Raw genomic sequence first — 19988 nt, 5'->3', positions numbered from 1 at the left:
GAGGCTCACTGCAGGCGGCGCAGCAGTTCGACGGCGGCGCGCAGGCGGTCCCGCTCCTCGGGGGTGAGGCGGGCCTCGATGGCGGTGGCGATGCGGGCCTCGCGGCGGGCGCGCTGTTCGAGGAGAGCGGCGCGGCCGGCCTCGGTGGCGGTGACGAGCAGCTTGCGGCCGTCGGTGGCGTGCGGCTGCTGGGTGACCAGGCCGGCCTCGGTGAGCAGGGCGACGGTGCGGGCCATCGACTGGTGCCGGACGCGCTGGCGGGCGGCGAGTTCGGCGACGGTGTAGGCGCGCTCGTCGCGGACCAGCAGGCCGAGGACGGCGGCCTGGTTCTGCGGCAAGGTGTCGTCGGGGCGCAGCGAGCGGACGAGTTCGCCGATGGCGGCGCGCAGGTCGGCGGCGAGTTCCAGGGTGTCCGGATGCGGGGCGGGGCCGGTGGCGGGTGTGGTCATGGGAGAAGTCTATCGGCAATCTGTACAGCAAAACTGTGCAGTCTTGCTGTAGAGTCTGGGTCATGCGAATCACCAAGTTCGGACACGCCTGCGTACGCCTGGAGCACGGCGGCACCACCGTCGTCATCGACCCCGGGATGTTCACCGACCCCGCCGCGCTCGCCGGGGCCGACGCCGTCCTGATCACCCACGAGCACGTGGACCACTTCGAGGAGTCCCGGCTGCGCGCCGCGCTGGAGGCCGACCCGGCGCTGCGGGTGTGGACCAACGACGCGGTGGCCGCCCAGCTGGACGGGGTGGCGCGGCGCGTCACGGTCGTCGGTGAGGGCGACGCCTTCGAGCTCGGCGGGATGGGCGTGTCGGTGCACGGCGAGTGGCACGCGGTGATCCACCCGGACATCCCGCGGGTGAAGAACATCGGCTTCCTCTTCGACGGCCGGCTGTTCCACCCCGGCGACGCGCTGACCGTGCCGCCGCACGCCGTCGAGACGCTGCTGCTGCCGATCGCGGCGCCGTGGAGCAAGGTGTCCGAGCTGATCGACTACGTCCGTGAGGCGGGCCCGGCGCGGGCGGTGCCGGTGCACGACGCGGTGCTGAGCCCGGCCGGGTTCGCCGTGCACACCCGGCTGGTCGGCCCGGAGGGGCCGGGGGCGGTCGCCGAGCTGCGCGCGCTCGGCGACGGCGAGAGCCTGGACCTCGGCTGACCGCGCCGGCCGGCGCCGGTAGCCTGGCGCCATGCTGAAGATCGGACTGACGGGCGGCATCGGCGCCGGCAAGAGCGAGGTGTCCCGGCTGTTCGCCGCGCACGGCGCGGTGATCGTGGACTCGGACGTGATCGCCCGCGAGGTGGTCGCGCCCGGGACGGCCGGACTGGCGGCCGTGGTGGCCGAGTTCGGGTCGCGGGTGCTGCGGCCGGACGGTTCGCTGGACCGCCCGGCGCTCGGCACGGTCGTCTTCGGCGATCCGGAGCGGCTGCGGGCGCTGAACGCCATCGTCCACCCGCTGGTGCGGGCCCGCTCCGCCGAGCTGGAGGCCGCCGCCGCGCCGGACGCCGTCGTGGTGCACGACGTGCCGCTGCTCGCCGAGAACGGGCTCGGCCCGCTGTACGACCTGGTCGTGGTGGTGGACGCCACGGACGAGGCGCGGGTCGAGCGGCTGGTGACGCTGCGCGGAATGACCGAGGAGGAGGCCCGGGCCCGGATGGCCGCGCAGGCCACCCGGGCGGAACGGCTGGCGATCGCGGACATCGTGATCGACAACAGCGGTCCGCTGGAGGAGCTGGCGCCCCGGGTCGCCGAGGTGTGGGCGCGGCTGCGGCCCCGGGCGGCGTCCGCCTGACGCGGGTCGGTCAGCGGTTCGGCCGGCGTGGCTCGGGTCGGCGCGGCTCGGCGGTGATCACGCGGCGACCTCGGTGCCGTCCGCGGCGGCCAGCGGCAGGCGGGCCCGGACGGCGAAGCCGCCGTCGGGGGTGGGCCCGGCGTCCAGGGTGCCGCCGAGGTCGTCCGCGCGGGTGCGCATACCGTCCAGGCCGTGGCCGCCGGAGGGCAGTTCGGGCTCCTCGCCGCTGCCGCCGGGGGAGTTGACCACGGCGAGGCGCAGTCCGTCCCGGTGGACCTCGACGGTGACGGCGACCTCGGCGGCCGGGGCGTGCTTGTGGGCGTTGGTCAGCGCCTCCTGGACGATCCGGTAGGCCGCGTACTGGACGGCCGGGCCGGGGGCGGGCTGTCCCTCGGCGGGGCCGGTGACGCTGAGGCCGACGGCCAGGCCGGCCTGCCGGGACTCGTCGACCAGCGCGGGCAGGCCGCGCAGCGACGGGCCCTCGTCGGAGGCGGGGGTGAGCACGCCGAGCAGGCCGCGCAGCTCGGTGAGGGCCTGGAGGCCGAGCGTGCGGATCAGGCCGAGGGTCTCCCGGACGGCGCGCGGGTCGTCGGCGGTGGCCACCTGGCAGGCGCCGGCGTGCAGGGTGATCAGCGAGACCCGGTTGGACACCACGTCGTGCATCTCCCGGGCGAGCCGGGCGCGTTCGGCGGCGGCGGCGCGTTCCTCGGCGTGCCGGCGGGCCGCCTCCAGCAGCCGGTTGCGCTCGGCGAGCACGGTGACGGCGCGGGCGCGCTGGTGGGCGGCCAGCCCGAGGGCGATCGGCACGGCGCCGTAGACCAGCGGGTCCTCGACGACGTTGGCGAGGGTGGACAGCGTGGTGAAGTCGTCGAGGCCGAACGGGGTCGTCAGGCGCACCTCCGCGAGGACGGCGAGCACGGCGAACGTCCGGGTGGCGCCGCGCCGCGCGGCCAGGCCGTAGAGGGCGACGGCGAGCGGGAGTTGGCCGCTCAGCAGGGTGACCAGGGTGACCGCCGCCGGGGCCCGCCACCGGACGAGGAGGGCGAGCGAACCGGCCGCCATGAGAGCCGCGTTGAGCCTCGCGGAGGAGGTCGGCCCGACCTCCGGGTCGTGCGCGGCGAGCGGGACGAGCACCAGCAGCAGGAGGACGGTCGGAGTGAGGGCGACGACCGGGTCGGGCAGCCGGATCGGCAGGTTCAGCACCATGGTGGAGCGGTTCGAGGCCAGGAGGTCGGGGCCGGGGCGGGGATCGGGCGACTGGTCGGTGGGCTGGCGCATGGGGGCATGCTTCCACACCTGGGTCGTGCCGATACGATCAACCGCCCGGCCCCCGGGGCGTCGTGCATCACGCTGAGGTGGTCGCCCCCGCATGTGTGACGGCGGCGCGGGCCAGCGCGCGGATCATGGCGTGCGCCCGGGTGCCGTCGCCGGACAGCTCCTCGTCCGGGTGCTCGCCCAGGACGTCCTGCCCGCGCTGGTCGCCACCGGCGAGGTCGACCTTGCCCTGGTCGACGGCCTCGCCGCCCCCAGCGACCCGCTGCCGTTGCCCGAGGTCGGCCCCCTCATCACCGTCGCCGTCGCCGAGCAGCCCATCGTCGCCCTCCTGGCTGGGCACCCGCTGGCGGGCCGTCCCGGGGTCGCCCTCGCGGACCTGTCCGCTGCCCGCTGGCTGGACGCCCCCGACCTCGTCCCGACCGCCGCGCGGCCGCGTGCCGCCGCCGGCGTCGACGGCTTCCGCCCCGCCGCCCGCTACGAGGGCACCGACGTCCACGGCCTGCTCGCGCTCGTCGCCACCGGCCACGGGCTCGCCCTGCTGCCGGCGCCCGCCCTCGCCGGGATCCCCGGCGTCGCCTCCGTGCCGGTCGCCGCGCCGCGGCTGGTGCACCGCACCGAGCTGGTCCACGGCAGCCTGCCGGAGGGCCCGGCGGCGTTGCTGGCACGGGAGTTGGCGCAGCCACGGTGATCGTCGGGATGTGGAGGCGCGGTCACCACTCGTTCACGTCACGGGCCTGACGGTGGTCGTGATTCCGGTGCTGTCATGGCCACAGTCGCCCGGCACCAGGCCGGGCCGGCCCAGGAGAGGACCTCCATGATGCTTCGTCAGCACCTGGCCGCCGCCGCGGCGGCGACCACCCTCGCCGCCGCCGGGCTCGCCGCCGGCACCGGCACTGCCCAGGCCGCCACCGCGCAGCCGACCGCCAAGTCCGGTGCGCGCGCCGCCGGTTGCTCGCGCGCGTACCTGCCGCTGCCCGACCCGTCCTGCACCCCGGGCGCGTACAACCCGGCCGTCACCCAGGCGACCATCAGGAAGACGATCTGCGTCCCCGGCTGGACCGCCACCGTCCGCCCGCCGGTCAGCTACACCAACCCCCTCAAGGTGCAGCAGATCGCCCGGTACGGCTTCGCGGACACCGACCCGGCCGACTACGAGGAGGACCACCTCGTGCCGCTGGAGCTCGGCGGCGCCCCGCGCGACCCGCGGAACCTGTGGCCCGAGCCGCGTTACGGCAACCAGCCGGCGCAGAGCAAGGACACCGTCGAGAACCGGCTCAAGAAGGCGGTGTGCGGCGGCCAGGTCGGCCTCGATGCGGCGCGCAGAGCCATCGCCACCGACTGGACGACCGCGCTGAGCCGCCTCGGCCTCTGACGGCGCGTCCGACATGGTGGCGGGTGGGCCCGTCCGGTCCCCTGTGCCGGACGGGCCCACCCGTCGTGCCCCGGTATCGCGCCCGGGGCCGTTCGTTGGGCTGCTGTTTCCCGGTCAGCAGCCGGGGAAGGCCTCGCAGACCGGGGCCCGCAGCGTGTTGAAGACGTACCTGTCCTCGGAGTCGGGGTGCGTCCAAGCCTCCTTGGGCTGCGCGCCGCTCTTGGTGGTGACGAAGACGGACAGCTCGCCGACCGTGCCGCCGGCGTCGAGCACGTACTCGTGCAGGGTGACGGTCGAGCCGTCGGCCTGCGGGATCGTCACGGTGGCGGCGAAGTCGGCGAAGTTGTCATCGGCACCGGACACCTTCACCGTGGCGCCCGGCGCGGTCTTGGCGCAGTTCTTCACCGCGTCGGTGACGGTCGTGCGCACCATGCCGATGGCCTGCTGGGTGCCGCTGCTCTTGGCCCCGTCGCCGAGGTAGAGCAGGGTCTCCTGGGCTTGCCAGTGGTCGCCTCCGAAGCCGACGAGAGCCTTGCCCGCCGCCTGGCCGATGAAGAGCGGCAGGGAGGTGTTGGAGACCGCGGCGTGGCACAGCTCCATGCCCTTGAACGTGACCGGGCCGGTGATGGGCTTCGCGTTCGCGGCGAGCGGGGCCCAGTGGGTGGTGTCGTCCAGCGGAATGTCGTGGCTGCTCATCCAGGCCTTCTCCGGAATGCCGCCGCCGGTGGGCTTGCCCTGGCCGCCGGTGGGAGCCGGTGCGCCGGAGGGGGAGGCGGTGGCGCCCCCGGTCGGCGTCGCCGGTGCGGCGGTCGGCGCGGTGGTCTTCGACGCGTCCTGGTCGCCGCCGTTTTCGGGCCCGCAGGCGCTGAGGGCGCCGAGGCAGAGCAGGGCTGCGCTGGTGACCGTGACCAGTCGGGTGGTACGCAACTGATGCTTCCTCACGTATCCGGTGTCGTGGTGCGGGGTCTGGTGCGCGGCCGCGCCCGACACCGCACGTGCGGCACCGGCGATCCGTCCTCGCCGCCGGGTCGGCCCCTGGCTGCGGGCACTCGGCATGGCTGTTCCTCTCCCCCCGTAACGTCCTGCCGGACGGTGCTGCGCTGAGCTCTGAGGACTGCTCAGCTCGACCGCGCCGACGGCGGTCGAAATTTAGTGCTACCGGGCCGCCGCTGGCAAAGCGGTGTACCGGCCGGTAGCGCAACCCGCCGAACGGATGCACCTGCCCGGTGGCGAAGGTGTGCGCAGCCACGGAAGAAGCGATGGCCGAACGGCGGTGGGCCGCCCGGCCTGCCGGGCGCACCGGCGGGCCCGAGCCTTCGCCTGCCTGGTGGCGGCTCGCCGTGGACGCACCCGGACCGGTCATGTCAAGAGGATCGAGGCCAAGGCTTCCCCATGTGGTGTTCGTACGTGGAACAGGCGGCCCCGGACCTCAGGCGCGGGTGCCCGGGACGCCGAGCTGCTGGGCGAGCCAGGGGAGGGCCTGGACGAAGGTGGCGGCGCCGGTCTGCCAGGTGTGCTTGCCGGAGCCGACGGCCGTCGTGGTGCGTATGCCGTCCTTCTTGGCGGCCTCGTTGAGCTGCCTGGCCGACTCGATCTGGCCGTGCTCCTCGTCGCCCTGGCCGAAGTAGCCCGACACGCCCTGGTACTTGGGGTGGTGGGCGAGGACGGTCAGCGGGTCGTGCGCGGCCCAGGCCACGGCGTCGCCGCCGTACAGCTCCTGGATAGTGTGGTCCTTGTCGCCGATGTACGGGCCCTTGTCGCCCGAGAAGTCGCCGAAGTGCGTGAACACGTCGGGGTGTTCGACGGTGAGGTCGATCGCGCAGGTGCCGCCCATCGACCAGCCGGCCACGCCCCACTTGTGCGGGTCGGTGGCGGCGTTGAAGGTCTTCTGGATGAACGGCGGGACGTCCTTGACCAGGTGGCTCTCGGACTTGCCGTGCGGCCCGTCCACGCACTCGGTGTCCACCCGGAAACCGCCGGTGGCGTCCACGAAGACCAGGATCGGCGCGAAGCCGTTGTGCTTGGCGGCGAAGGCGTCCGCGGTCCTCACCGCGTCGCCGGAGCGGATCCAGTTGTCGGGCGCCGCGAACTCGCCGCCGATCATCTCCAGCACGGGCAGCTTCGGCCGGTTCTGGCTGCGGAACCACGCGGGCGGCAGGTAGACCAGCTCCTGCCGGTGGGTGAAGCCGCTCGCGGTGTCCGGGATGTCGACCTGGACGATGCGGCCGGTCTTCGTCTTCCCGTGGATCGAGCCGAGCTGGGCGAGGGTGATCTGGTCCGGCAGCGGGTCACCGCTCAGCTCGCCGATCGCGTCGTCGAGGGTCGGGTAGTAGCCGGTGGCGATGTTCAGGCTGTTCGCGGCCGAGAACAGCGCGAGGACGGCCGCGAGCGGCGCCAGCGCCCGCCGCCACCAGCGGGCGCCGCGCCAGCCGAAGCCGAGCACGCTGAACGCCGCGATCGCCACGCCGCTCCACAGCCAGACGCCGAGCGGGATCGGGTCGGTGATCCCGGCCAGGGTGAGCACCCCGACCGCGACGAGCGCGGTCAGGGTCACCGCCACCCCGAGGGCGATCGGGCCCCACTTCACGCGCCACGCGCGGTCCCGCCAGCCGAGCGCGGCCAGGAACAGGGCGACGGCGACGGCCTGCACGGTCCACGGGAACCAGCCGCCGAGCAGCGAGACGTTCATGCCGCGGAGGTTAGGGGCGGGACATGAGAGGTGGGTTAAAGGCTGGCAAGCCGCTGACAGCCCGCTGGGAGACGGCTGGGAGCCTCCGCCTACGGCCGCCGGAAGAGCGCGGTGAGGAGGAACGGCACGCCGAAGAGTGCGGAGTCGGGCTCCTGGGCGGCCATCGGGCGGATCTCGACTGCGGTGAAGTCCGAGAAGAGCGTGCGGAGTTCGTCCGGCGAGTAGGCGAGACCGCCCTCCAGACCACCGAGGCGGTACAGGTCCTCGTCGGTCCGCTCGGAACCCATCGCGCCGGCCGCGAAGGCGTTCACGACGAGGTGCCCGCCGGGCGCGAGGACGCGGTCGAGGAGGGCGAGGTAGCTGACCCGGCGGTGCGGGGGGAGGTGGTGGAGGCAGCCGGAGTCGTACACGAGGTCGTAGCGGGGGTGGGGGAGGTCGACCGCGAAGATGTCGGCGCAGTGGAAGCGCGGGGTGCCGGCGGCCCCCGCCTCGCGCGCCCGCTCCTCGGCCCAGGCGATGGCGGCGGGGGAGATGTCGACCGCGTCGACGTCGAATCCGAGCGAGGCGAGGTGGAGCGCGTTGCGCCCCGGGCCGCAGCCGAGATCGAGTGCGCGGCCCGGGGCGATCAGGCCGCGGTCGAGGTAGGAGACCAGGTTCTCGTCCGGCTTGGGGACGAAGAACGGGCGCTCGGCGGTGCGGTCGGCGTAGAAGCCGTCCCACCAGGCGGAGGCGCCGGAGGTCCAGCGGTCGGCGGCCGGGGGGAGGAGGCGGTCGAGGAGGGCGAGGACGTCGTCGACGGTGCGGATCGTGCGGTTCATGCGGCCGAGCGTAGGCGTGGGGACGGGGTCGTTCACGCTCAATTCGGGTGGCGGGAAAGGGAGATGCGGGCTCCAGCGCGTGCTGTTCTGTGCCGTGTGGCGGGACGTATCGGGTCGGGGGTGTGCGGCCGGCGGGAAGGCTGTCGTGCCCCGGGAAAGGGCGATTCCGGGCGGCGGCGGAGAGTGCCGCGAAACGAATTCGAGTAAAGCTTTGACTAAAGTGCCCGGGCTTTTCTCCGCCGCTTCTCCATTCAGTTAATGCGACGCCGGAAGACCGTGGAAATTCGGGACAAAGCCCTTGTGTCCGACCCCTGTTGACGGAAATCCCGGCTGCGGTAGTGTTCGCCCGCTCCACCTCCAGTTCCCGTCTCCGCGACCGGCGGAGACGGTCCCCCGACGGACCGGAGAACCCATGGGCTCCCATTCCAGAAAGCGGAGCGGCAGAACCCGCGCCGCCCTCGTTTCCGCCGCACTGATCGCGACGGCGGGCACCGCCACCGCCTGGGGTGACACCGTCACCACCACGAGTTCCGGCAGCAGCACGAAACACCGCCAGGCCGGACAGGACTCCGGCGAACTGATGGACTCCCTCCAGTCGTTCAACGACCCCCGGCTCTCGCCCGGCGGCACGGTCACCCCCGGCGCCTACCGGGCCGCCTGGCAGCACGTCCTGGGCATGCCCGTCCGCCAGGCCTCCTTCACCGAGGTCACCACCCAGCCGTACAACGGGGACGCCCTGCACTACCGGGACCACAACGTCTCCAACGGCGGCGCCGGCGGCGGCTACAACGCCGGCCGGATCGCCGCGCTCGCCACCGACCCGGCCCACCCCGGGGTGGTGTACGCGGGCGGCGCCGACGGCGGCGTGTTCCGCTCCACCGACGACGGCGCGACCTGGACACCGATCGCCGACCACCTGCCCTCGCTGTCCGTCGGCTCCCTCGCCGTCGCCCCCGACGGCGCGCTCTGGCTCGGCACCGGCGAGGCCACCACCGCCTTCGACAACTACCTCGGCACCGGCGTCTACCGCCTCGCCGACCCCAGCCGGGCGACGTTCGGCCAGTCCGACGCGCTCGGCGGCGGCGAGCTCGACAACAGCTCCATCCACCAGCTGCGGTTCGACCCCGACGCCGGCTACGTCTTCGCCGCCACCTCCCACGGCGTGTACCGGCGTGCCCTCGGCGCCGCCCCGAACGACCCGTGGCAGAAGGTGCTCGCCCCCTGCGCGGGCGTCGGCATCGGCGGCGTGAGCTGCGGCACTGGCCCCTACTTCGCCGACCTCGCCAACGACCTGGTGGTCCAGCCCGGTTCCGGCGGCAAGCGCGTCGTGGCCAACCTCGCCTGGCGCGGCGGCGCGACGTACAACGGCTTCTACTACTCCGACGACGCCGGCACCACCTGGCACACCGCCAACCCGCAGGGCGGGATCAACCCGGCCGACATCGGCAACACGACCTTCGCCTACGCGGCCGACGGCAGCAAGCTGTACGCCACCGTCGAGTCGCCGACGCTGTACAACAAGAGCCCGGGAGCCAAGGCGCCGTCCACCATGCTCGGCGGCGTGTACGTCAGCAACAGCGGCGACATCAACGGCCCGTTCACCCAGATCGCCGACGCCGGCAAGCTGGCCAACAGCGGCTCGGCGATGAAGCTCACCGTGATGGGCCCCGGTTATCAGCCCGGCGTGCAGTCCTGGTACGACCAGTCCCTCGCCGTCGACCCGGCCGACCCGAACCACCTCTACCTGGGGCTGGAGGAGCTGTACGAGACCCGCAACGGCGGCTCCACCTGGACCACCGTCGGCCGCTACTGGAACCTCGGCCTGAACTGCTTCAGCTACACCGCCGCGCAGAACACCTGCGACGGCAACGTGATGCACTCCGACCAGCACGCGCTGGCCTTCTCCAGCTGGCCCGGCCGGGCCCCCGAGGTCTACGCCGGCAACGACGGCGGCGTCTACGCCCGCCCCACCACCCAGACCGCGCCAGGCTGGCGCAACCTCAACGCGAGCGGCACGCTGCGCACCCTGCAGTACTACTCGGTGGGGGCCGGCTCTCTTCCGGGCGGCGGCGAGGCGGTGTGGGGCGGCCTGCAGGACAACGGCGCCTCCGTGCTGGTGCCGAAGGGCTCGACCTACACGTACACCTACCCCGGCACCACCGCCCCGGTGACCGAACAGCTCAACGCGGCCGGTGAGATGGCCCAGCCGTTCGGCGGCGACGGCGGCGACCAGCTGGTCAACCCGGCCAACGGCTGCCAGACCGTGGGCGAGTACACCAACCTCGCCCTGTCGGTCACCAACAACTGCGGCTACACGGCGAACGACGACGGCACGCCGTCGTCCATGACCTCGATCAGCCCGAACGACCCGAACGCGCGCTTCATCGCCCCGTTCGGCGTGGACGCGAAGGACCCGGGCTTCTGGGTGGCGGGCGGCCAGTACGTCTACGCCAACACCAGGACGTGGCAGAGCACTTCGGGTGCCGACTGGCAGAAGCTCGCCGACTCCGGGGCCGGCCGTTCGATCACCGCGATCAAGTCGCAGCGGGACGCCAGCGGCAACCACGTGATCTGGGCGGCCTGGTGCGGCGAGTGCAACCCGGGCGCCGGGTTCGGCCGCGGGATCATGACCAACTACGGCGGCAGCTGGCACCAGGTGGCGCTCCCGGCGGACTTCCCGGTCCGCTACGTCCAGGACCTCGCCATCGACCCGTCCGACCCGACCGGCGCGACGGCGTACGCGGCGCTCTCCGGCTTCTCCCGGCACTGGAACGTCGGCCCGGGCGCGGGCTACGGCCACCTGTGGCGCACCACCGACGGCGGTGCGACCTGGCAGGACGTGAGCGGCGCCGACGGGGCTGCGGACCAGTTGGTAGACGCCTCCGCGAACCGGGTGCTGTTCGCCCCGGACGGCACGCTGATGGTCGCGACGGACCTGGGTGTCTTCGTGGACGACGTGCGCGCGGACGGCCTCGGCCACTGGAAGCGGCTGGGCCAGGTCGACCCGACGGCCGCCGGCAACCTGCCGACGGCGGCGGCGGTCTACCTCTCGCCGAGCCCGGACGGCACGTCGATGTACGTGGCCACGCACGGGCGCGGCATCTGGAAGACGCCGATGCCGTAGCTGGCGTTGGGCATGCGACCGGGCCGGGGCGACGTGGGGCGCCCCGACCCGGCCGCGTACGGCGTGGGCGTGATCGGACGTCAGCTCACGCAGGTTCACAGCTCCTCCAGGGCAACGGCGAGTTCGGCGGCCCTGGTGCGGTCCTGCGCCCGTGCGCGCAGGACCGCCCGCAACGGGGCTTGGGCGGTCGGCCAGGGCTCGGCGTGTCAACCGGAGGTGCTCGGGTGGCGCGACAGCGGGGACGGCGTGCCCCGGCCCCGAGCCGACCGTCGCGCATTAGCTAACCTGCGGAGCATGATTCGTGCGGTGGTATTCGACGTGGGCGAGTGTCTCGTTGACGAGACCCGGGAGTACGGGACGTGGGCGGACTGGCTGGGGGTGCCACGGCACACCTTCGCGGCGATGTTCGGGGCGGTCATCGCGCAGGGGCGCGACTACCGTGAGACGTTCCAGGAGTTCCGGCCCGGGTTCGACCTGACTGAGGAGCGAGAGAAGCGCGCGGCTACCGGCAAGCCGGAGTGGTTCGGCGAGGACGATCTCTACCCGGATGTCCGGCCCACCCTGGCTGCCCTGCGTGAAGCAGGGCTATGGGTTGGCATCGCCGGGAACCAGACCGTGCGGGCCGGCGGTCTGCTGCGAGGGCTGGACCTTCCTTCCGACATGATCGCCACCAGTGACGACTGGGGGGCGTCAAAGCCGGACGTGAGGTTCTTCGAGCGCGTCATCGAGGCGACGCCTGCTGAGCCTGGCGAGATTCTGTACGTCGGTGACCGGCTCGACAACGACATCCGGCCGGCTGTGCAGGCGGGCCTCCTTACTGCTCTCATCCGGCGCGGCCCCTGGGGCACGATCCAGCAGCGGGATCCGGACGCGGACGCGATCACGACGATGCGCATCGATTCGTTGACGGAACTGCCGGAAAGGATCGCCAAGTTCAACGCTGAAGGGCGCTGACCGTCGTGCCCCAGTCGTAGAGACGATCACCGAGGTCCCGGACGTACTGCGACATCTGCCAGGGAGCGAGCGTGCGCCGGACCTCGCGAATGCGATCCATACCTGTCTTGTCGAAGGGAGGAGCCTGCTATGCCTCAACCTCCCCCACCGCCTCCGCAGCCGGAGTCGGGCGCGGAGCCAGGCGGGGGCGACGGGGGCGGCGCCCCGGCCTGGCCGCATAGTGCAGGAGACCGTCGGCCGCGCGGATACGGGTGAACCCGGCCTTGACCAGCACCCGGCCGGAGGCGGGGTTGGCGGCGCGGTGCTTGGCGGTGATGGTGGTGAGGTGAAGTGTGTCGAATGCGAAGGCGAGCAGTTCGATGACGGCGGTGGTGGCGTGCCCGTGGCCCCAGGCGTCCTCCCGCAGGATGTAGCTCAACCTGCCCTCGGCGGTCGTGGTGTTGAGCTTGACGATGCCCAGGAGGTCGCCGTCCACGTTGATCCCGAGGATGTGCTGGACGCGCTGGTCCTCCTGGGCCCATTGGATCGCCTGCCCCACGTACCGGTGCGCCTCGACGCGTCCCATCTCGTCGCGCCCGAGGTGGCGGACCGATGCGCCGCTGTAGATCCGACGGACGGCGTGGGCGTCGTCGGTCGTGAGCTCCCGGAGATTCACAGCTCCTCCAGGGCGACGGCGAGTTCGGCGGCCCTGGGGCGGTCCTGCGCCCGTGCGCGCAGGACCGCCCGCAACGGGGCTTGGGCGGTCGGCCAGGGCTCGGCGGAGTGCAGCGGGATCGCGCCGGCGGCGATGGCGGCCCGGCGCGCGGATGGGCCGACGTCAGGGCCGATCCCGGCGGCGTCGTAGTCGAGCGGCCACCGGCCGGTGATGCAGGTCCACAGCGTGCCCGCGAGGGCGTAGACGTCGGACTCGATGGTGGTCCTCACCGGCCGCTCGCCGGACTCGACGGCGGCGGCCAGCTCGGGGGCGACCAGGTGGGTGATGCCGCCCTGGAAGAGCGGCGACGGGGGAAACATCGGCGACCAGGCCCAGGACAGATCGAGCAGCTTCGCGTCGTGGTCGGTGTGGATGCCATGGGCGGGTTGCAGGTCGCCGTGGACCCACCCGGCGGCGTGCAGCTCGGCAACCGCCCGGCAGAGATCGGCGGACCCGGCGAGGGCCCGGGCGTGGTCGCCGTCGCCGTGGCGGATCGGCTTGAACAGGTCCCAGGTTGAGGGGCCGGTGAGCCACGGGGTGACATACCAGACGCCGCTGGCGTACCGTCCGACGGTGACGGTGTAGCCGGGGAGTTGGTCGAGTACGGCGCCTTCCCGGGCGGTGATCTCCTCGCCCTCGCCGTACCCGGCCTTGATCGCCAGGGTTGCCACGGTCCCGGTCGCCTTCCAGACGGCGGAGCCGCGCCGGTCGGTGATCTCGGAGAGGGTGATCGGTCCGCAGATCGCCTTGGCGGCGTTCACCGCTTCGTCGGGACAGGGAGTGAACTCGCCCATGCTCGTACTGCCTTCCAATCGCAGGGGATGTGCTCGAACACGTCACGACCGTCGTCGTCAGCCGCGGCGAGGGCCTTTGCCATGTCGGGTGTGCTCGCGAGGAACCGAGGGTCGCGTGACGTAACGGCTGCCCGCACGGGGAGGAACGAGAACGGGGGCGGAGGGATTGCGCGGCCGAAGCGGTCGGTCTCGTGGCGGCCTGCGGAGAACTTGCCGAACAGCACGCCCACGGGGGCGTAGAGGTTGCGAAGGGCCCAGTAGGGTCGGCGCATCAGCTCCTGGTGACTGGTGTCCGGGACTGAGCCGAGAATCACCACGTTCTCGCAGGTGAGGACACCGTGCGGGCGGGTCTTCAGCGGCCTGATCCACTCGGCGGCCTGGACCCCGGCGTGGAACAGCTCGGTCTCCACGGCGTTCCGGTCCGTGCTGCCGATCTCGTACACCGTCCATCCGGTCAACTGCCGATCCACGGACGGGGGCAGGAACGGGCAGTGCTGGCCCACTGCGATGACGTACGCGGATACGTTCACGCTGGTGGGGTTCTCGGACCGGCCTTCGACGAGGCGGAGCGCCCCGGCTGTGGGCCGGGGCGCTCCGCTGGTTCGCGGCCTGGTCATGCGGGGGTCTTCTCCGGGACCACATCGCCGTCGCCCGGCACGGGGGAGCAGTCCCACTCCGCCCACACGCGACCCGTCTGGCGGTAGCGGGCCAGGGCTTTGGTGTCGACCGTGCCGTCGGCGCCAGTGAACCAGATCTGCGGCAGTGGCCCGTACGCCTCCTTGTAGGCAGTGACCCAGGAGATGAAGCCCTGGCCCCTCACGGGTGAGTGGCCGAGGCAGCGCCCGGCATGCCGGGTGGTGAAGGCGGTGTAGGCCTCCGGGTCTTCCAGTAGCCGGTGCCACGCCACGTCGATGGCGGTGGAGAACATCTGCGGCGCGGCCTGCCCGGTGTCGAAGAGCCGGGCAGCGATGGTGAAGAACCTGCCCAACTCGACCAGTTCGATGGAGGTGCGGGTGGGGTTCTGGGCGGCACGGGACACGGCGGTCTCCTTGCGGTTGAGGACGCTCCCTGTGGAGGAGCACCAACGACGCTAAGGAGCAACGGCATGTGCTCTCGAAGAAGTTGCGCCATCTTGCGCCGATTCACCCCAGGGTGTCGATTGCCGAGGTGATGATCTGGCGAGCGTCCGCTCCGCGAACGGCCATTCTCCCCAGCGTGGCAAACGTGTGCAGGTAGTCGGAGATCTCGCGGGGCTGGGTGATGCGGAGATAGCCGGAGGTCAGTTCGACGGCGACTTCGGCCTCATCGAACATGTAGAAGTCCTCGACCGGCAGTTGGGGACGATGACAGCCGGTGGGGATGATGCCGAGGCTAACGAAGGGACTGGAGGCGGCGGTGATGAGATGACGGAGCTGGTCCGACATTGTCTCGGTGTCGCACACAGCCGCGCGCAGGACGTACTCCTCGACCAGCAGGCCGAATCGGTGGCGGCCGGAGAACAGCATGCGCTGACGTTCCAACCGGGCTACCACGGCCTCTTCTACGTCATCGACCGGGACCCGGTCGCGTTGGATCGAGCGCAGCACGGCGGTGGTGTATTCGGGCGTTTGCACCATGCCGGGGATGACCCGGCTCGCATATACGCGGAAGAGCTTGGTGCGCTGGTAGAGCGCGGCCACGGACTCCTGCGCAGCCCTCAGCCCGGTGCGCTCCATACGACGCCACTCGGTGTACATCGACTCGACGGCGCGCGCCGTGGCGATGAGGTCGGGGATCTTGTCCTCGGCGTTACAGGCAACGCACCAGGCACGGAGGTCGTCCTCGGACGGAGCGGACTTGCCGCTCTGGATCCGGCTGGTCTTGGCAGGGTGCCACCCGCACCGGGCAGAGAGCTCGTCGCCGGTGAGCCCGGCGTCCTTGCGGATCTCGACCAGCCGATTGGCGAGCGCCTTGCGGGCCTCGATCACGCTGGACGACGGGGACGACGACATGTGCAAACTGCCCGGTGCCGGCGGCGAATCAGATGCTGTACTGCGCGTGCGGGATAGCCCGCTCCCAGACCGCTTCGAAGGAGGCGGAGACCATTTTCACCGTGGCCGGGTCCTCGTTGAACTCGTGCCCGGCCCAGTCACCGTTGCCGGTGAACCAGTGGAAGAGGACCATGCGGTCATCGATCAGCCAGAGATCGTTGCCGGGCAGCGCGATGTCGGAGGCCAGCCGTCGGGGCAGCCAGCGGACCTGCTCACCGAGTGCGACGTTGTGCCGCGCGGTGATGGCGTGCTCCCACCGGATGTAGTCGGTGACCGGCTCCGAGACGATCCGAGCGCGGCGCATCACGACGCCACGGGCGACGGTTTCCCTTACGAGCGAGGCCCACGCCTGGTACTCCTCGGGCAACTCGTACGCCTCGGGTCGGTCGACGGGCAGTCCGTCGCGCCAGTCGGCGAAGACCGGGTCGTCCATGTAGGAGTCCCGCATCTCCAAGTGGACGGCTGAGCGCTCAGCGCTCCTCAACAGGGAGCCAAAGTCCGGCACGCTCTGCGTCATCGCACACCTTCCGCAAGGCCGGAATCATCCGGACGGGGATACGGACGACGCCCTCGTGATCCGGGACGCCGACGGGGTGATCGGGAACCCACTCGGTCTCACTGATGATCCGGAGCATGTCGAGATCGGGGAGCCATCCCTGGATGACGATCTCGGCCTTCTCATCATCGAGCCAGATGGTCGGCGAACCACCATTGGGGGTATCCGGGTCCATCCCGGTGAAACGTAGTGCCATGACTGCCCCATCCGTGAAGTCGGTTGCGAGTCCTTGCGCCGCACAAGGTTTCGCAGAGCTGGCGAGGCGTCAAGTCGGCAGCCCCGTGCCCGGCACGGGGCCGCCCAGAGATGGAGGTTAGAGGGTGGTTGGGAACTCGTCCGCCCGGACGCTGGCTACGAAGGATTGCCAGGCCTCGGGGGTGAAGCTGAGGGCCGGGCCGTGGGGGTCCTTGCTGTCGCGGACCGGGACGATGTCGGTGATGCCGTCGGCTACTTCGACGCAGTTGCCGCCTTCGCTGCCGCTGTAGCTGCTCTTTCGCCAGCCGAAGTCAGTCGTCATTGTCGGTACCCCTTAGTTGCTAGCTCTTGCATCCATGCCTTGGAATCCTCTGGGCTCAGCGCGGCGGTCGTGAGCTGCTCGAAAACCAGCTCATGATGGGCGATGTCCTCCTCCTTCTCCAGGTAGAGGCTGCTCGTCAACGCCTCGACGTAGACGATGTCGCCCGGCACGTCGGCGAAGGAGAGAATGTGGAACGCCATGCTCATGGAAGGGTGGGGTCCATAGCTGAACGGAAGGACCTGGATCGTGACACAGGACTTTTCCGTGAGCGCGGTGAGGTGTTTCACCTGGCTGCGCATGACGTCGGGGCCGCCGACCGGCCTGCGAAGGACTGATTCACTCAGGATGACCCTCACCTCTGGCGGATCCTGACGGTGAAAGACCTCCTGCCGCTGGATACGCAGCCTGACTCTGCGCTCGACCTCCTCGGTCCTCAGCCTTGAGGGCGAGACGCGGAACATGGCCCGGGCGTAGTCCGCTGTCTGAAGAAGGCCAGGCACCAACTCGGTTTCGTAGCCGCGAATCCGCGCTGCGTCGGCCTCCAGGCCCACGTAGGTCTGGAACCAGTCCGGCAGGGTGTCGCCATAGTCGTGCCACCAGCCACGCTGGGTGCTGCGGCGGGTCAGGGAGATGAACTGCCGAAGTTCGGCCTCGTCGCTGACGCCGTACAGTTCGAGCATCGCGCGAACGTCGGATTCCTTCAGCGTCGTCTGACCTGATTCGATCCGCGACACCTTGGTCGCACTGAAGCCGAGCGCGTCCGCAACGGACTTGGCCTGAAGCCTGGTCCCTTCGCGCAATCGTCGCAGCTCGGAGCCGAGCCTACGGCGCAGCACGGTTGGACTGTCCACGCTCCCCGCTCCCTCTTTGTTGACGTCGAGTCACAGTCTGCCACCTCCCTCAGTGATCACAAGAGCCTTGCGAAGTCGCGCAATTGCGTCATGGTGCGCTTGCGCGATGAAGCCATCGCGGAGCATGCTACGGGGAGTAGTCCAATAGATCGTCTGAGTGATCAGGGTCGGATCTGCTGCCGGGCATTCCCATGTCTCCGTCCGGCCTTCGCATGGCTTCAACCCCCTGTCCTGGAAGGTTACTTCGCCATGTCTCGAAACTCCTCCACCATCTGGCTCCCGCGCAGCCGCCGTGCTCCCGCCGAGGCCCGTCGGCGACTCTCCGTGCTGCTCGCGGACTTCCCGGGTGGGGAGCGCTTCCTCGACTCGGGGCTCCTCGCCATCTCCGAGCTCGTCACCAATGCCGTGCTGCACGGCACGCCGGCCGGGTGCCTCATCTACCTCGCGCTCGACGTCGATCCCACCCGCCTCCGCATCGAGGTGCACGACGCCAGGCGGGACCGCGCGCCTGTCCTCTCCGCGCGCGGTCTCGACGACGAGACCGGGCGCGGGCTCCACCTCGTCAAGTCCGTTGCCAAGCGCTGGGGATGCTGCCCGCGTCAGCCCATCGGCAAGATCGTCTGGTGCGAGGTCGCCGAGTGAGGGCCGATCGCGAGGTGGTCGTGGAGATCGCCGGCCTCGAGTCGCCGACCATCTGCGACCTCGCCCCCGCCACCCTCGCCGCGATCTGGGCCTCGATCCGCTTCCTTCCGATGCCCGGATCGCAGCACCAGCTCCTGGAGCGTTACTTCGAGGGCCCCTGCGCCGAGCGGAACGTCATCAACCACCTCGCCGCCAACCCCTTCCTCGCCATCCCCGTGGGCGAGTGCGAGGTGCGGATCCGCTGGGCGAACCCTGACTTGCAACAGGCGTGATCGATCGCAGCCGGGACTGGTGGTTTCGGCACTGCTCCCGCTCCCGCGTCGCCCGCCTCCTGCGCGCCGAGCGCCGCCGCCTCGACGCGGAGCTGGCGGGCCGGCTCCCCGAAGCATCCGCGAGAGTTCGCGACCGCATCCTCGGCGCGATTGCGCGCGACCGGCAGGCCTGACGGTGCACCGCCCCCTGCATGCTAGGTTTGAACGTGTTCAAATAACTGGGTGCAGGGGGAATCATGACGACGGTGCCAGTAAGTGGCAGGTGGCTGGCTGGGCTGGCGGCGGCGGTGTGTCTGTGGCCGCTGGTCGCCGTAGTGGGGGCGTTGGGCCTTCATGTGACGATCCTGCATGTGATCGCGCTCAGCAGTGCCGTCGCCTGCGCCGTGCCGGTGTTCTGCCGCGACCGGGACGCGTTCCGGGTCGCCTGCGCCACCGCCGGTGTGGTGGTCGCGGTCGCCTCGGTCTTCCCCGTGCTCATGCTCGGCTGGATCGCGATCGTGGGTGCCGGCTGGAGCCCGTTCCTGGTCTTCCTGCTCCCGACCGCCGCCATTCCCGCGCTGGTGGCCGCCTTCCAGCGGGCGCGCGGCCGCCAGTACGGCCTCGTGGCGTCCGCCTTCGGCTGGTTTACGGGGCTGGCCTCGATAGCCGGCTGGACCCTGGTCGTCTGTCTGATCGCAAGCTGGCGGTAGTCGGCTGCCGTCAACCGGCGAAGCGTTCGCGCAGCGCCGCCAGGCTGGCTGTGAACACGCCGTGCCGGCCTTCGTGCCTGCCATGGCTGTTGCCGCCTCTCGCGGAGGACAACGACCTGCACCACCCTCGGGCTCGTACAGAGGTGGGGACGGGCCGATCAGCGCCGAAGCGGTCCGCGGTCGACCTGCTGCGCACGCGCGTCGGTCCTGAACGAGGAACCAACCGCTCGCGCCAGGGCGTTGGGGCTGTATGAGCGAAGAACCGGTCTCCCTGCGCCCGATCACCGAAGCCGACCTCCCGATCCTCTGCGGGATGCTGAACGACCCCGAGGCGCTGGGGGAGTTCCAGTGGTTCGGCTGGCGGGATCCGGACCGGTTCCGCCGCCGCTGGGCCGAGCACGGGCTGCTGGGGGAGGAGCAGTGGATACTCGCGGTCGTCGTTCGGGACGAGTTCTGCGGGTTCGTCGCCGCCAGCCGCAAGGGGATGCTGCCGACGGCCCCGTACTGGAGCATCGGCGCGCAACTTCTGCCGCAGGCGCGCGGCCGCGGCATCGGTACCGAGGGTCAACGCCTGCTCGTGGACTACCTGTTCGCGCACACCCCGGTGATGCGGCTGGAGGCGGACACCGAGGTCACCAACTACGCCGAGCAGCGGGCCCTGGAGAAGTGCGGGTTCATACGGGAAGGCGTGCAGCGGGCCAAGACCTTCCGGGACGGCGAGTGGCGCGACGTCGTCCTCTACAGCCTTCTACGGACGGATGTCAGGCCGGCCTGAGGGGGAGGGCCCGTCCGTCGAAGCCCAGGCCGTGCGGGGGGTGGGTGGCGAAGTGCACAGGTGGAAGAGCTCGTCCGGGTAGTGCGGATGATCTTTCACTCAGTAGTGTGAATCCCCGGATCGTGGGCGGCCGTTCGCACGCTGCCCTC

Annotated in this window: 25 protein-coding genes; 11 read left to right on the top strand and 14 right to left on the bottom strand. The window is 71.2% G+C overall.

The features are described 5' to 3' along the window. Positions 1-5: 5 nt before the first annotated feature. On the bottom strand, positions 6-449 hold the full coding sequence (locus F7Q99_RS05470) for a MarR family winged helix-turn-helix transcriptional regulator (RefSeq protein WP_153460310.1): 444 nt from the start codon (positions 447-449) through the stop codon (positions 6-8). 62 nt (positions 450-511) lie between these two features. On the opposite strand from F7Q99_RS05470, the gene F7Q99_RS05465 reads away from it, so the two are divergent. Both F7Q99_RS05465 and coaE read left to right on the top strand, forming a co-directional pair. Beyond that, on the top strand, positions 512-1153 hold the full coding sequence (locus tag F7Q99_RS05465; RefSeq protein WP_153460309.1) for an MBL fold metallo-hydrolase: 642 nt from the start codon (positions 512-514) through the stop codon (positions 1151-1153). A gap of 31 nt (positions 1154-1184) precedes the next feature. Then, positions 1185-1787 (top strand): dephospho-CoA kinase, encoded by a 603-nt coding sequence (gene coaE / locus F7Q99_RS05460; protein WP_153460308.1) that lies wholly within the window; start codon positions 1185-1187, stop codon positions 1785-1787. Positions 1788-1844: 57 nt separating this feature from the next. On the opposite strand, the gene F7Q99_RS05455 is transcribed toward coaE, so the two are convergent. Beyond that, a complete protein-coding gene (locus F7Q99_RS05455) occupies positions 1845-3065 on the bottom strand; it encodes a sensor histidine kinase (protein ID WP_195910996.1) in 1221 nt (406 codons plus the stop codon). Positions 3066-3156: 91 nt separating this feature from the next. On the opposite strand from F7Q99_RS05455, the gene F7Q99_RS05450 reads away from it, so the two are divergent. Both F7Q99_RS05450 and F7Q99_RS05445 read left to right on the top strand, forming a co-directional pair. Continuing rightward, positions 3157-3750 carry a LysR substrate-binding domain-containing protein gene (locus F7Q99_RS05450; RefSeq protein WP_153460306.1) on the top strand — a complete coding sequence of 198 codons (594 nt, stop codon included), beginning with the start codon at positions 3157-3159 and terminating at the stop codon, positions 3748-3750. Between the two features lie 126 nt (positions 3751-3876). After that, a complete protein-coding gene (locus tag F7Q99_RS05445; protein WP_153460305.1) occupies positions 3877-4434 on the top strand; it encodes a hypothetical protein in 558 nt (185 codons plus the stop codon). 114 nt (positions 4435-4548) lie between these two features. Here F7Q99_RS05445 and F7Q99_RS05440 read toward each other — a convergent pair whose 3' ends face one another. From F7Q99_RS05440 to F7Q99_RS05430, 3 genes are all read right to left on the bottom strand, one after another. Further along, positions 4549-5361 carry a hypothetical protein gene (locus tag F7Q99_RS05440; protein ID WP_153460304.1) on the bottom strand — a complete coding sequence of 271 codons (813 nt, stop codon included), beginning with the start codon at positions 5359-5361 and terminating at the stop codon, positions 4549-4551. Between the two features lie 502 nt (positions 5362-5863). Then, entirely contained in the window at positions 5864-7123 is a 1260-nt protein-coding gene (locus F7Q99_RS05435) for an alpha/beta hydrolase (protein WP_153460303.1), read from the bottom strand. Positions 7124-7212: 89 nt separating this feature from the next. Next, positions 7213-7941, bottom strand: coding sequence for a class I SAM-dependent methyltransferase (locus tag F7Q99_RS05430; RefSeq protein WP_153460302.1), 729 nt, complete (start codon positions 7939-7941; stop codon positions 7213-7215). 412 nt (positions 7942-8353) lie between these two features. On the opposite strand from F7Q99_RS05430, the gene F7Q99_RS05425 reads away from it, so the two are divergent. Together F7Q99_RS05425 and F7Q99_RS05420 are read left to right on the top strand one after the other, a co-directional pair. Beyond that, complete coding sequence (locus F7Q99_RS05425) at positions 8354-11065, top strand: beta propeller repeat protein (RefSeq protein WP_153460301.1); 2712 nt, start codon at positions 8354-8356, stop codon at positions 11063-11065. A 294-nt stretch (positions 11066-11359) separates the two neighbouring features. Continuing rightward, the gene (locus tag F7Q99_RS05420; RefSeq protein WP_153460300.1) at positions 11360-12019 is read left to right on the top strand and encodes an HAD family hydrolase; all 660 of its coding nucleotides are present in this window, start codon (positions 11360-11362) and stop codon (positions 12017-12019) included. A 127-nt stretch (positions 12020-12146) separates the two neighbouring features. On the opposite strand, the gene F7Q99_RS05410 is transcribed toward F7Q99_RS05420, so the two are convergent. The 9 genes from F7Q99_RS05410 to F7Q99_RS05370 form a co-directional block, all read right to left on the bottom strand. Then, positions 12147-12674: a GNAT family N-acetyltransferase gene (locus tag F7Q99_RS05410; RefSeq protein ID WP_195910995.1), complete on the bottom strand. Its 528-nt coding sequence runs from the start codon at positions 12672-12674 to the stop codon at positions 12147-12149. Then, entirely contained in the window at positions 12671-13507 is an 837-nt protein-coding gene (locus F7Q99_RS05405) for a protein kinase family protein (protein ID WP_153460298.1), read from the bottom strand. The genes F7Q99_RS05410 and F7Q99_RS05405 overlap by 4 nt, the downstream gene beginning before the upstream one ends. After that, positions 13471-14124 (bottom strand): hypothetical protein, encoded by a 654-nt coding sequence (locus F7Q99_RS05400; protein ID WP_153460297.1) that lies wholly within the window; start codon positions 14122-14124, stop codon positions 13471-13473. The genes F7Q99_RS05405 and F7Q99_RS05400 overlap by 37 nt, the downstream gene beginning before the upstream one ends. Beyond that, complete coding sequence (locus F7Q99_RS05395; RefSeq protein ID WP_326846291.1) at positions 14121-14546, bottom strand: hypothetical protein; 426 nt, start codon at positions 14544-14546, stop codon at positions 14121-14123. The genes F7Q99_RS05400 and F7Q99_RS05395 overlap by 4 nt, the downstream gene beginning before the upstream one ends. Before the next feature lie 103 nt (positions 14547-14649). Beyond that, on the bottom strand, positions 14650-15474 hold the full coding sequence (locus F7Q99_RS05390; RefSeq protein WP_326846290.1) for a helix-turn-helix domain-containing protein: 825 nt from the start codon (positions 15472-15474) through the stop codon (positions 14650-14652). A 52-nt stretch (positions 15475-15526) separates the two neighbouring features. Next, the gene (locus F7Q99_RS05385; protein ID WP_153460295.1) at positions 15527-16054 is read right to left on the bottom strand and encodes a DUF6879 family protein; all 528 of its coding nucleotides are present in this window, start codon (positions 16052-16054) and stop codon (positions 15527-15529) included. Further along, positions 16008-16289, bottom strand: a complete 282-nt coding sequence (locus tag F7Q99_RS05380; RefSeq protein WP_153460294.1) for a hypothetical protein — start codon at positions 16287-16289, stop codon at positions 16008-16010. The genes F7Q99_RS05385 and F7Q99_RS05380 overlap by 47 nt, the downstream gene beginning before the upstream one ends. Before the next feature lie 117 nt (positions 16290-16406). Then, positions 16407-16610, bottom strand: a complete 204-nt coding sequence (locus tag F7Q99_RS05375) for a DUF397 domain-containing protein (protein ID WP_153460293.1) — start codon at positions 16608-16610, stop codon at positions 16407-16409. Then, the gene (locus tag F7Q99_RS05370; protein WP_153460292.1) at positions 16607-17461 is read right to left on the bottom strand and encodes a helix-turn-helix domain-containing protein; all 855 of its coding nucleotides are present in this window, start codon (positions 17459-17461) and stop codon (positions 16607-16609) included. The genes F7Q99_RS05375 and F7Q99_RS05370 overlap by 4 nt, the downstream gene beginning before the upstream one ends. A gap of 249 nt (positions 17462-17710) precedes the next feature. Here F7Q99_RS05370 and F7Q99_RS05365 point away from each other — a divergent pair, with 249 nt between their 5' ends. From F7Q99_RS05365 to F7Q99_RS05345, 5 genes are all read left to right on the top strand, one after another. Further along, positions 17711-18103, top strand: coding sequence for an ATP-binding protein (locus tag F7Q99_RS05365; protein ID WP_195910994.1), 393 nt, complete (start codon positions 17711-17713; stop codon positions 18101-18103). Then, positions 18100-18375, top strand: coding sequence for a hypothetical protein (locus F7Q99_RS05360; protein WP_153460290.1), 276 nt, complete (start codon positions 18100-18102; stop codon positions 18373-18375). The genes F7Q99_RS05365 and F7Q99_RS05360 overlap by 4 nt, the downstream gene beginning before the upstream one ends. Next, the gene (locus tag F7Q99_RS05355) at positions 18372-18548 is read left to right on the top strand and encodes a hypothetical protein (RefSeq protein ID WP_153460289.1); all 177 of its coding nucleotides are present in this window, start codon (positions 18372-18374) and stop codon (positions 18546-18548) included. The genes F7Q99_RS05360 and F7Q99_RS05355 overlap by 4 nt, the downstream gene beginning before the upstream one ends. A 162-nt stretch (positions 18549-18710) precedes the next feature. Beyond that, a complete protein-coding gene (locus F7Q99_RS05350; RefSeq protein ID WP_153460288.1) occupies positions 18711-19064 on the top strand; it encodes a hypothetical protein in 354 nt (117 codons plus the stop codon). A 250-nt stretch (positions 19065-19314) separates the two neighbouring features. Beyond that, positions 19315-19839 (top strand): GNAT family N-acetyltransferase, encoded by a 525-nt coding sequence (locus F7Q99_RS05345; RefSeq protein WP_153460287.1) that lies wholly within the window; start codon positions 19315-19317, stop codon positions 19837-19839. Positions 19840-19988: the final 149 nt, after the last annotated feature.

It is taken from the genome of Streptomyces kaniharaensis (assembly GCF_009569385.1).
GTDB lineage: Bacteria > Actinomycetota > Actinomycetes > Streptomycetales > Streptomycetaceae > Kitasatospora > Kitasatospora kaniharaensis.
Note: the sequence above shows the minus strand (reverse complement) of the source record. Positions and strands in the feature narration are given on the sequence as shown.

Bases quoted from the DNA above. Each gene is read 5' to 3' on its own strand.
- F7Q99_RS05470 (WP_153460310.1), bottom strand. From the start codon at position 449: ATGACCACACCCGCCACCGGCCCCGCCCCGCATCCGGACACCCTGGAA.
- F7Q99_RS05465 (WP_153460309.1), top strand. From the start codon at position 512: ATGCGAATCACCAAGTTCGGACACGCCTGCGTACGCCTGGAGCACGGC.
- coaE (WP_153460308.1), top strand. From the start codon at position 1,185: ATGCTGAAGATCGGACTGACGGGCGGCATCGGCGCCGGCAAGAGCGAG.
- F7Q99_RS05455 (WP_195910996.1), bottom strand. From the start codon at position 3,065: ATGCGCCAGCCCACCGACCAGTCGCCCGATCCCCGCCCCGGCCCCGAC.
- F7Q99_RS05450 (WP_153460306.1), top strand. From the start codon at position 3,157: ATGTGTGACGGCGGCGCGGGCCAGCGCGCGGATCATGGCGTGCGCCCG.
- F7Q99_RS05445 (WP_153460305.1), top strand. From the start codon at position 3,877: ATGATGCTTCGTCAGCACCTGGCCGCCGCCGCGGCGGCGACCACCCTC.
- F7Q99_RS05435 (WP_153460303.1), bottom strand. From the start codon at position 7,123: ATGAACGTCTCGCTGCTCGGCGGCTGGTTCCCGTGGACCGTGCAGGCC.
- F7Q99_RS05430 (WP_153460302.1), bottom strand. From the start codon at position 7,941: ATGAACCGCACGATCCGCACCGTCGACGACGTCCTCGCCCTCCTCGAC.
- F7Q99_RS05425 (WP_153460301.1), top strand. From the start codon at position 8,354: ATGGGCTCCCATTCCAGAAAGCGGAGCGGCAGAACCCGCGCCGCCCTC.
- F7Q99_RS05420 (WP_153460300.1), top strand. From the start codon at position 11,360: ATGATTCGTGCGGTGGTATTCGACGTGGGCGAGTGTCTCGTTGACGAG.
- F7Q99_RS05405 (WP_153460298.1), bottom strand. From the start codon at position 13,507: ATGGGCGAGTTCACTCCCTGTCCCGACGAAGCGGTGAACGCCGCCAAG.
- F7Q99_RS05400 (WP_153460297.1), bottom strand. From the start codon at position 14,124: ATGACCAGGCCGCGAACCAGCGGAGCGCCCCGGCCCACAGCCGGGGCG.
- F7Q99_RS05385 (WP_153460295.1), bottom strand. From the start codon at position 16,054: ATGACGCAGAGCGTGCCGGACTTTGGCTCCCTGTTGAGGAGCGCTGAG.
- F7Q99_RS05380 (WP_153460294.1), bottom strand. From the start codon at position 16,289: ATGGCACTACGTTTCACCGGGATGGACCCGGATACCCCCAATGGTGGT.
- F7Q99_RS05375 (WP_153460293.1), bottom strand. From the start codon at position 16,610: ATGACGACTGACTTCGGCTGGCGAAAGAGCAGCTACAGCGGCAGCGAA.
- F7Q99_RS05365 (WP_195910994.1), top strand. From the start codon at position 17,711: ATGTCTCGAAACTCCTCCACCATCTGGCTCCCGCGCAGCCGCCGTGCT.
- F7Q99_RS05345 (WP_153460287.1), top strand. From the start codon at position 19,315: ATGAGCGAAGAACCGGTCTCCCTGCGCCCGATCACCGAAGCCGACCTC.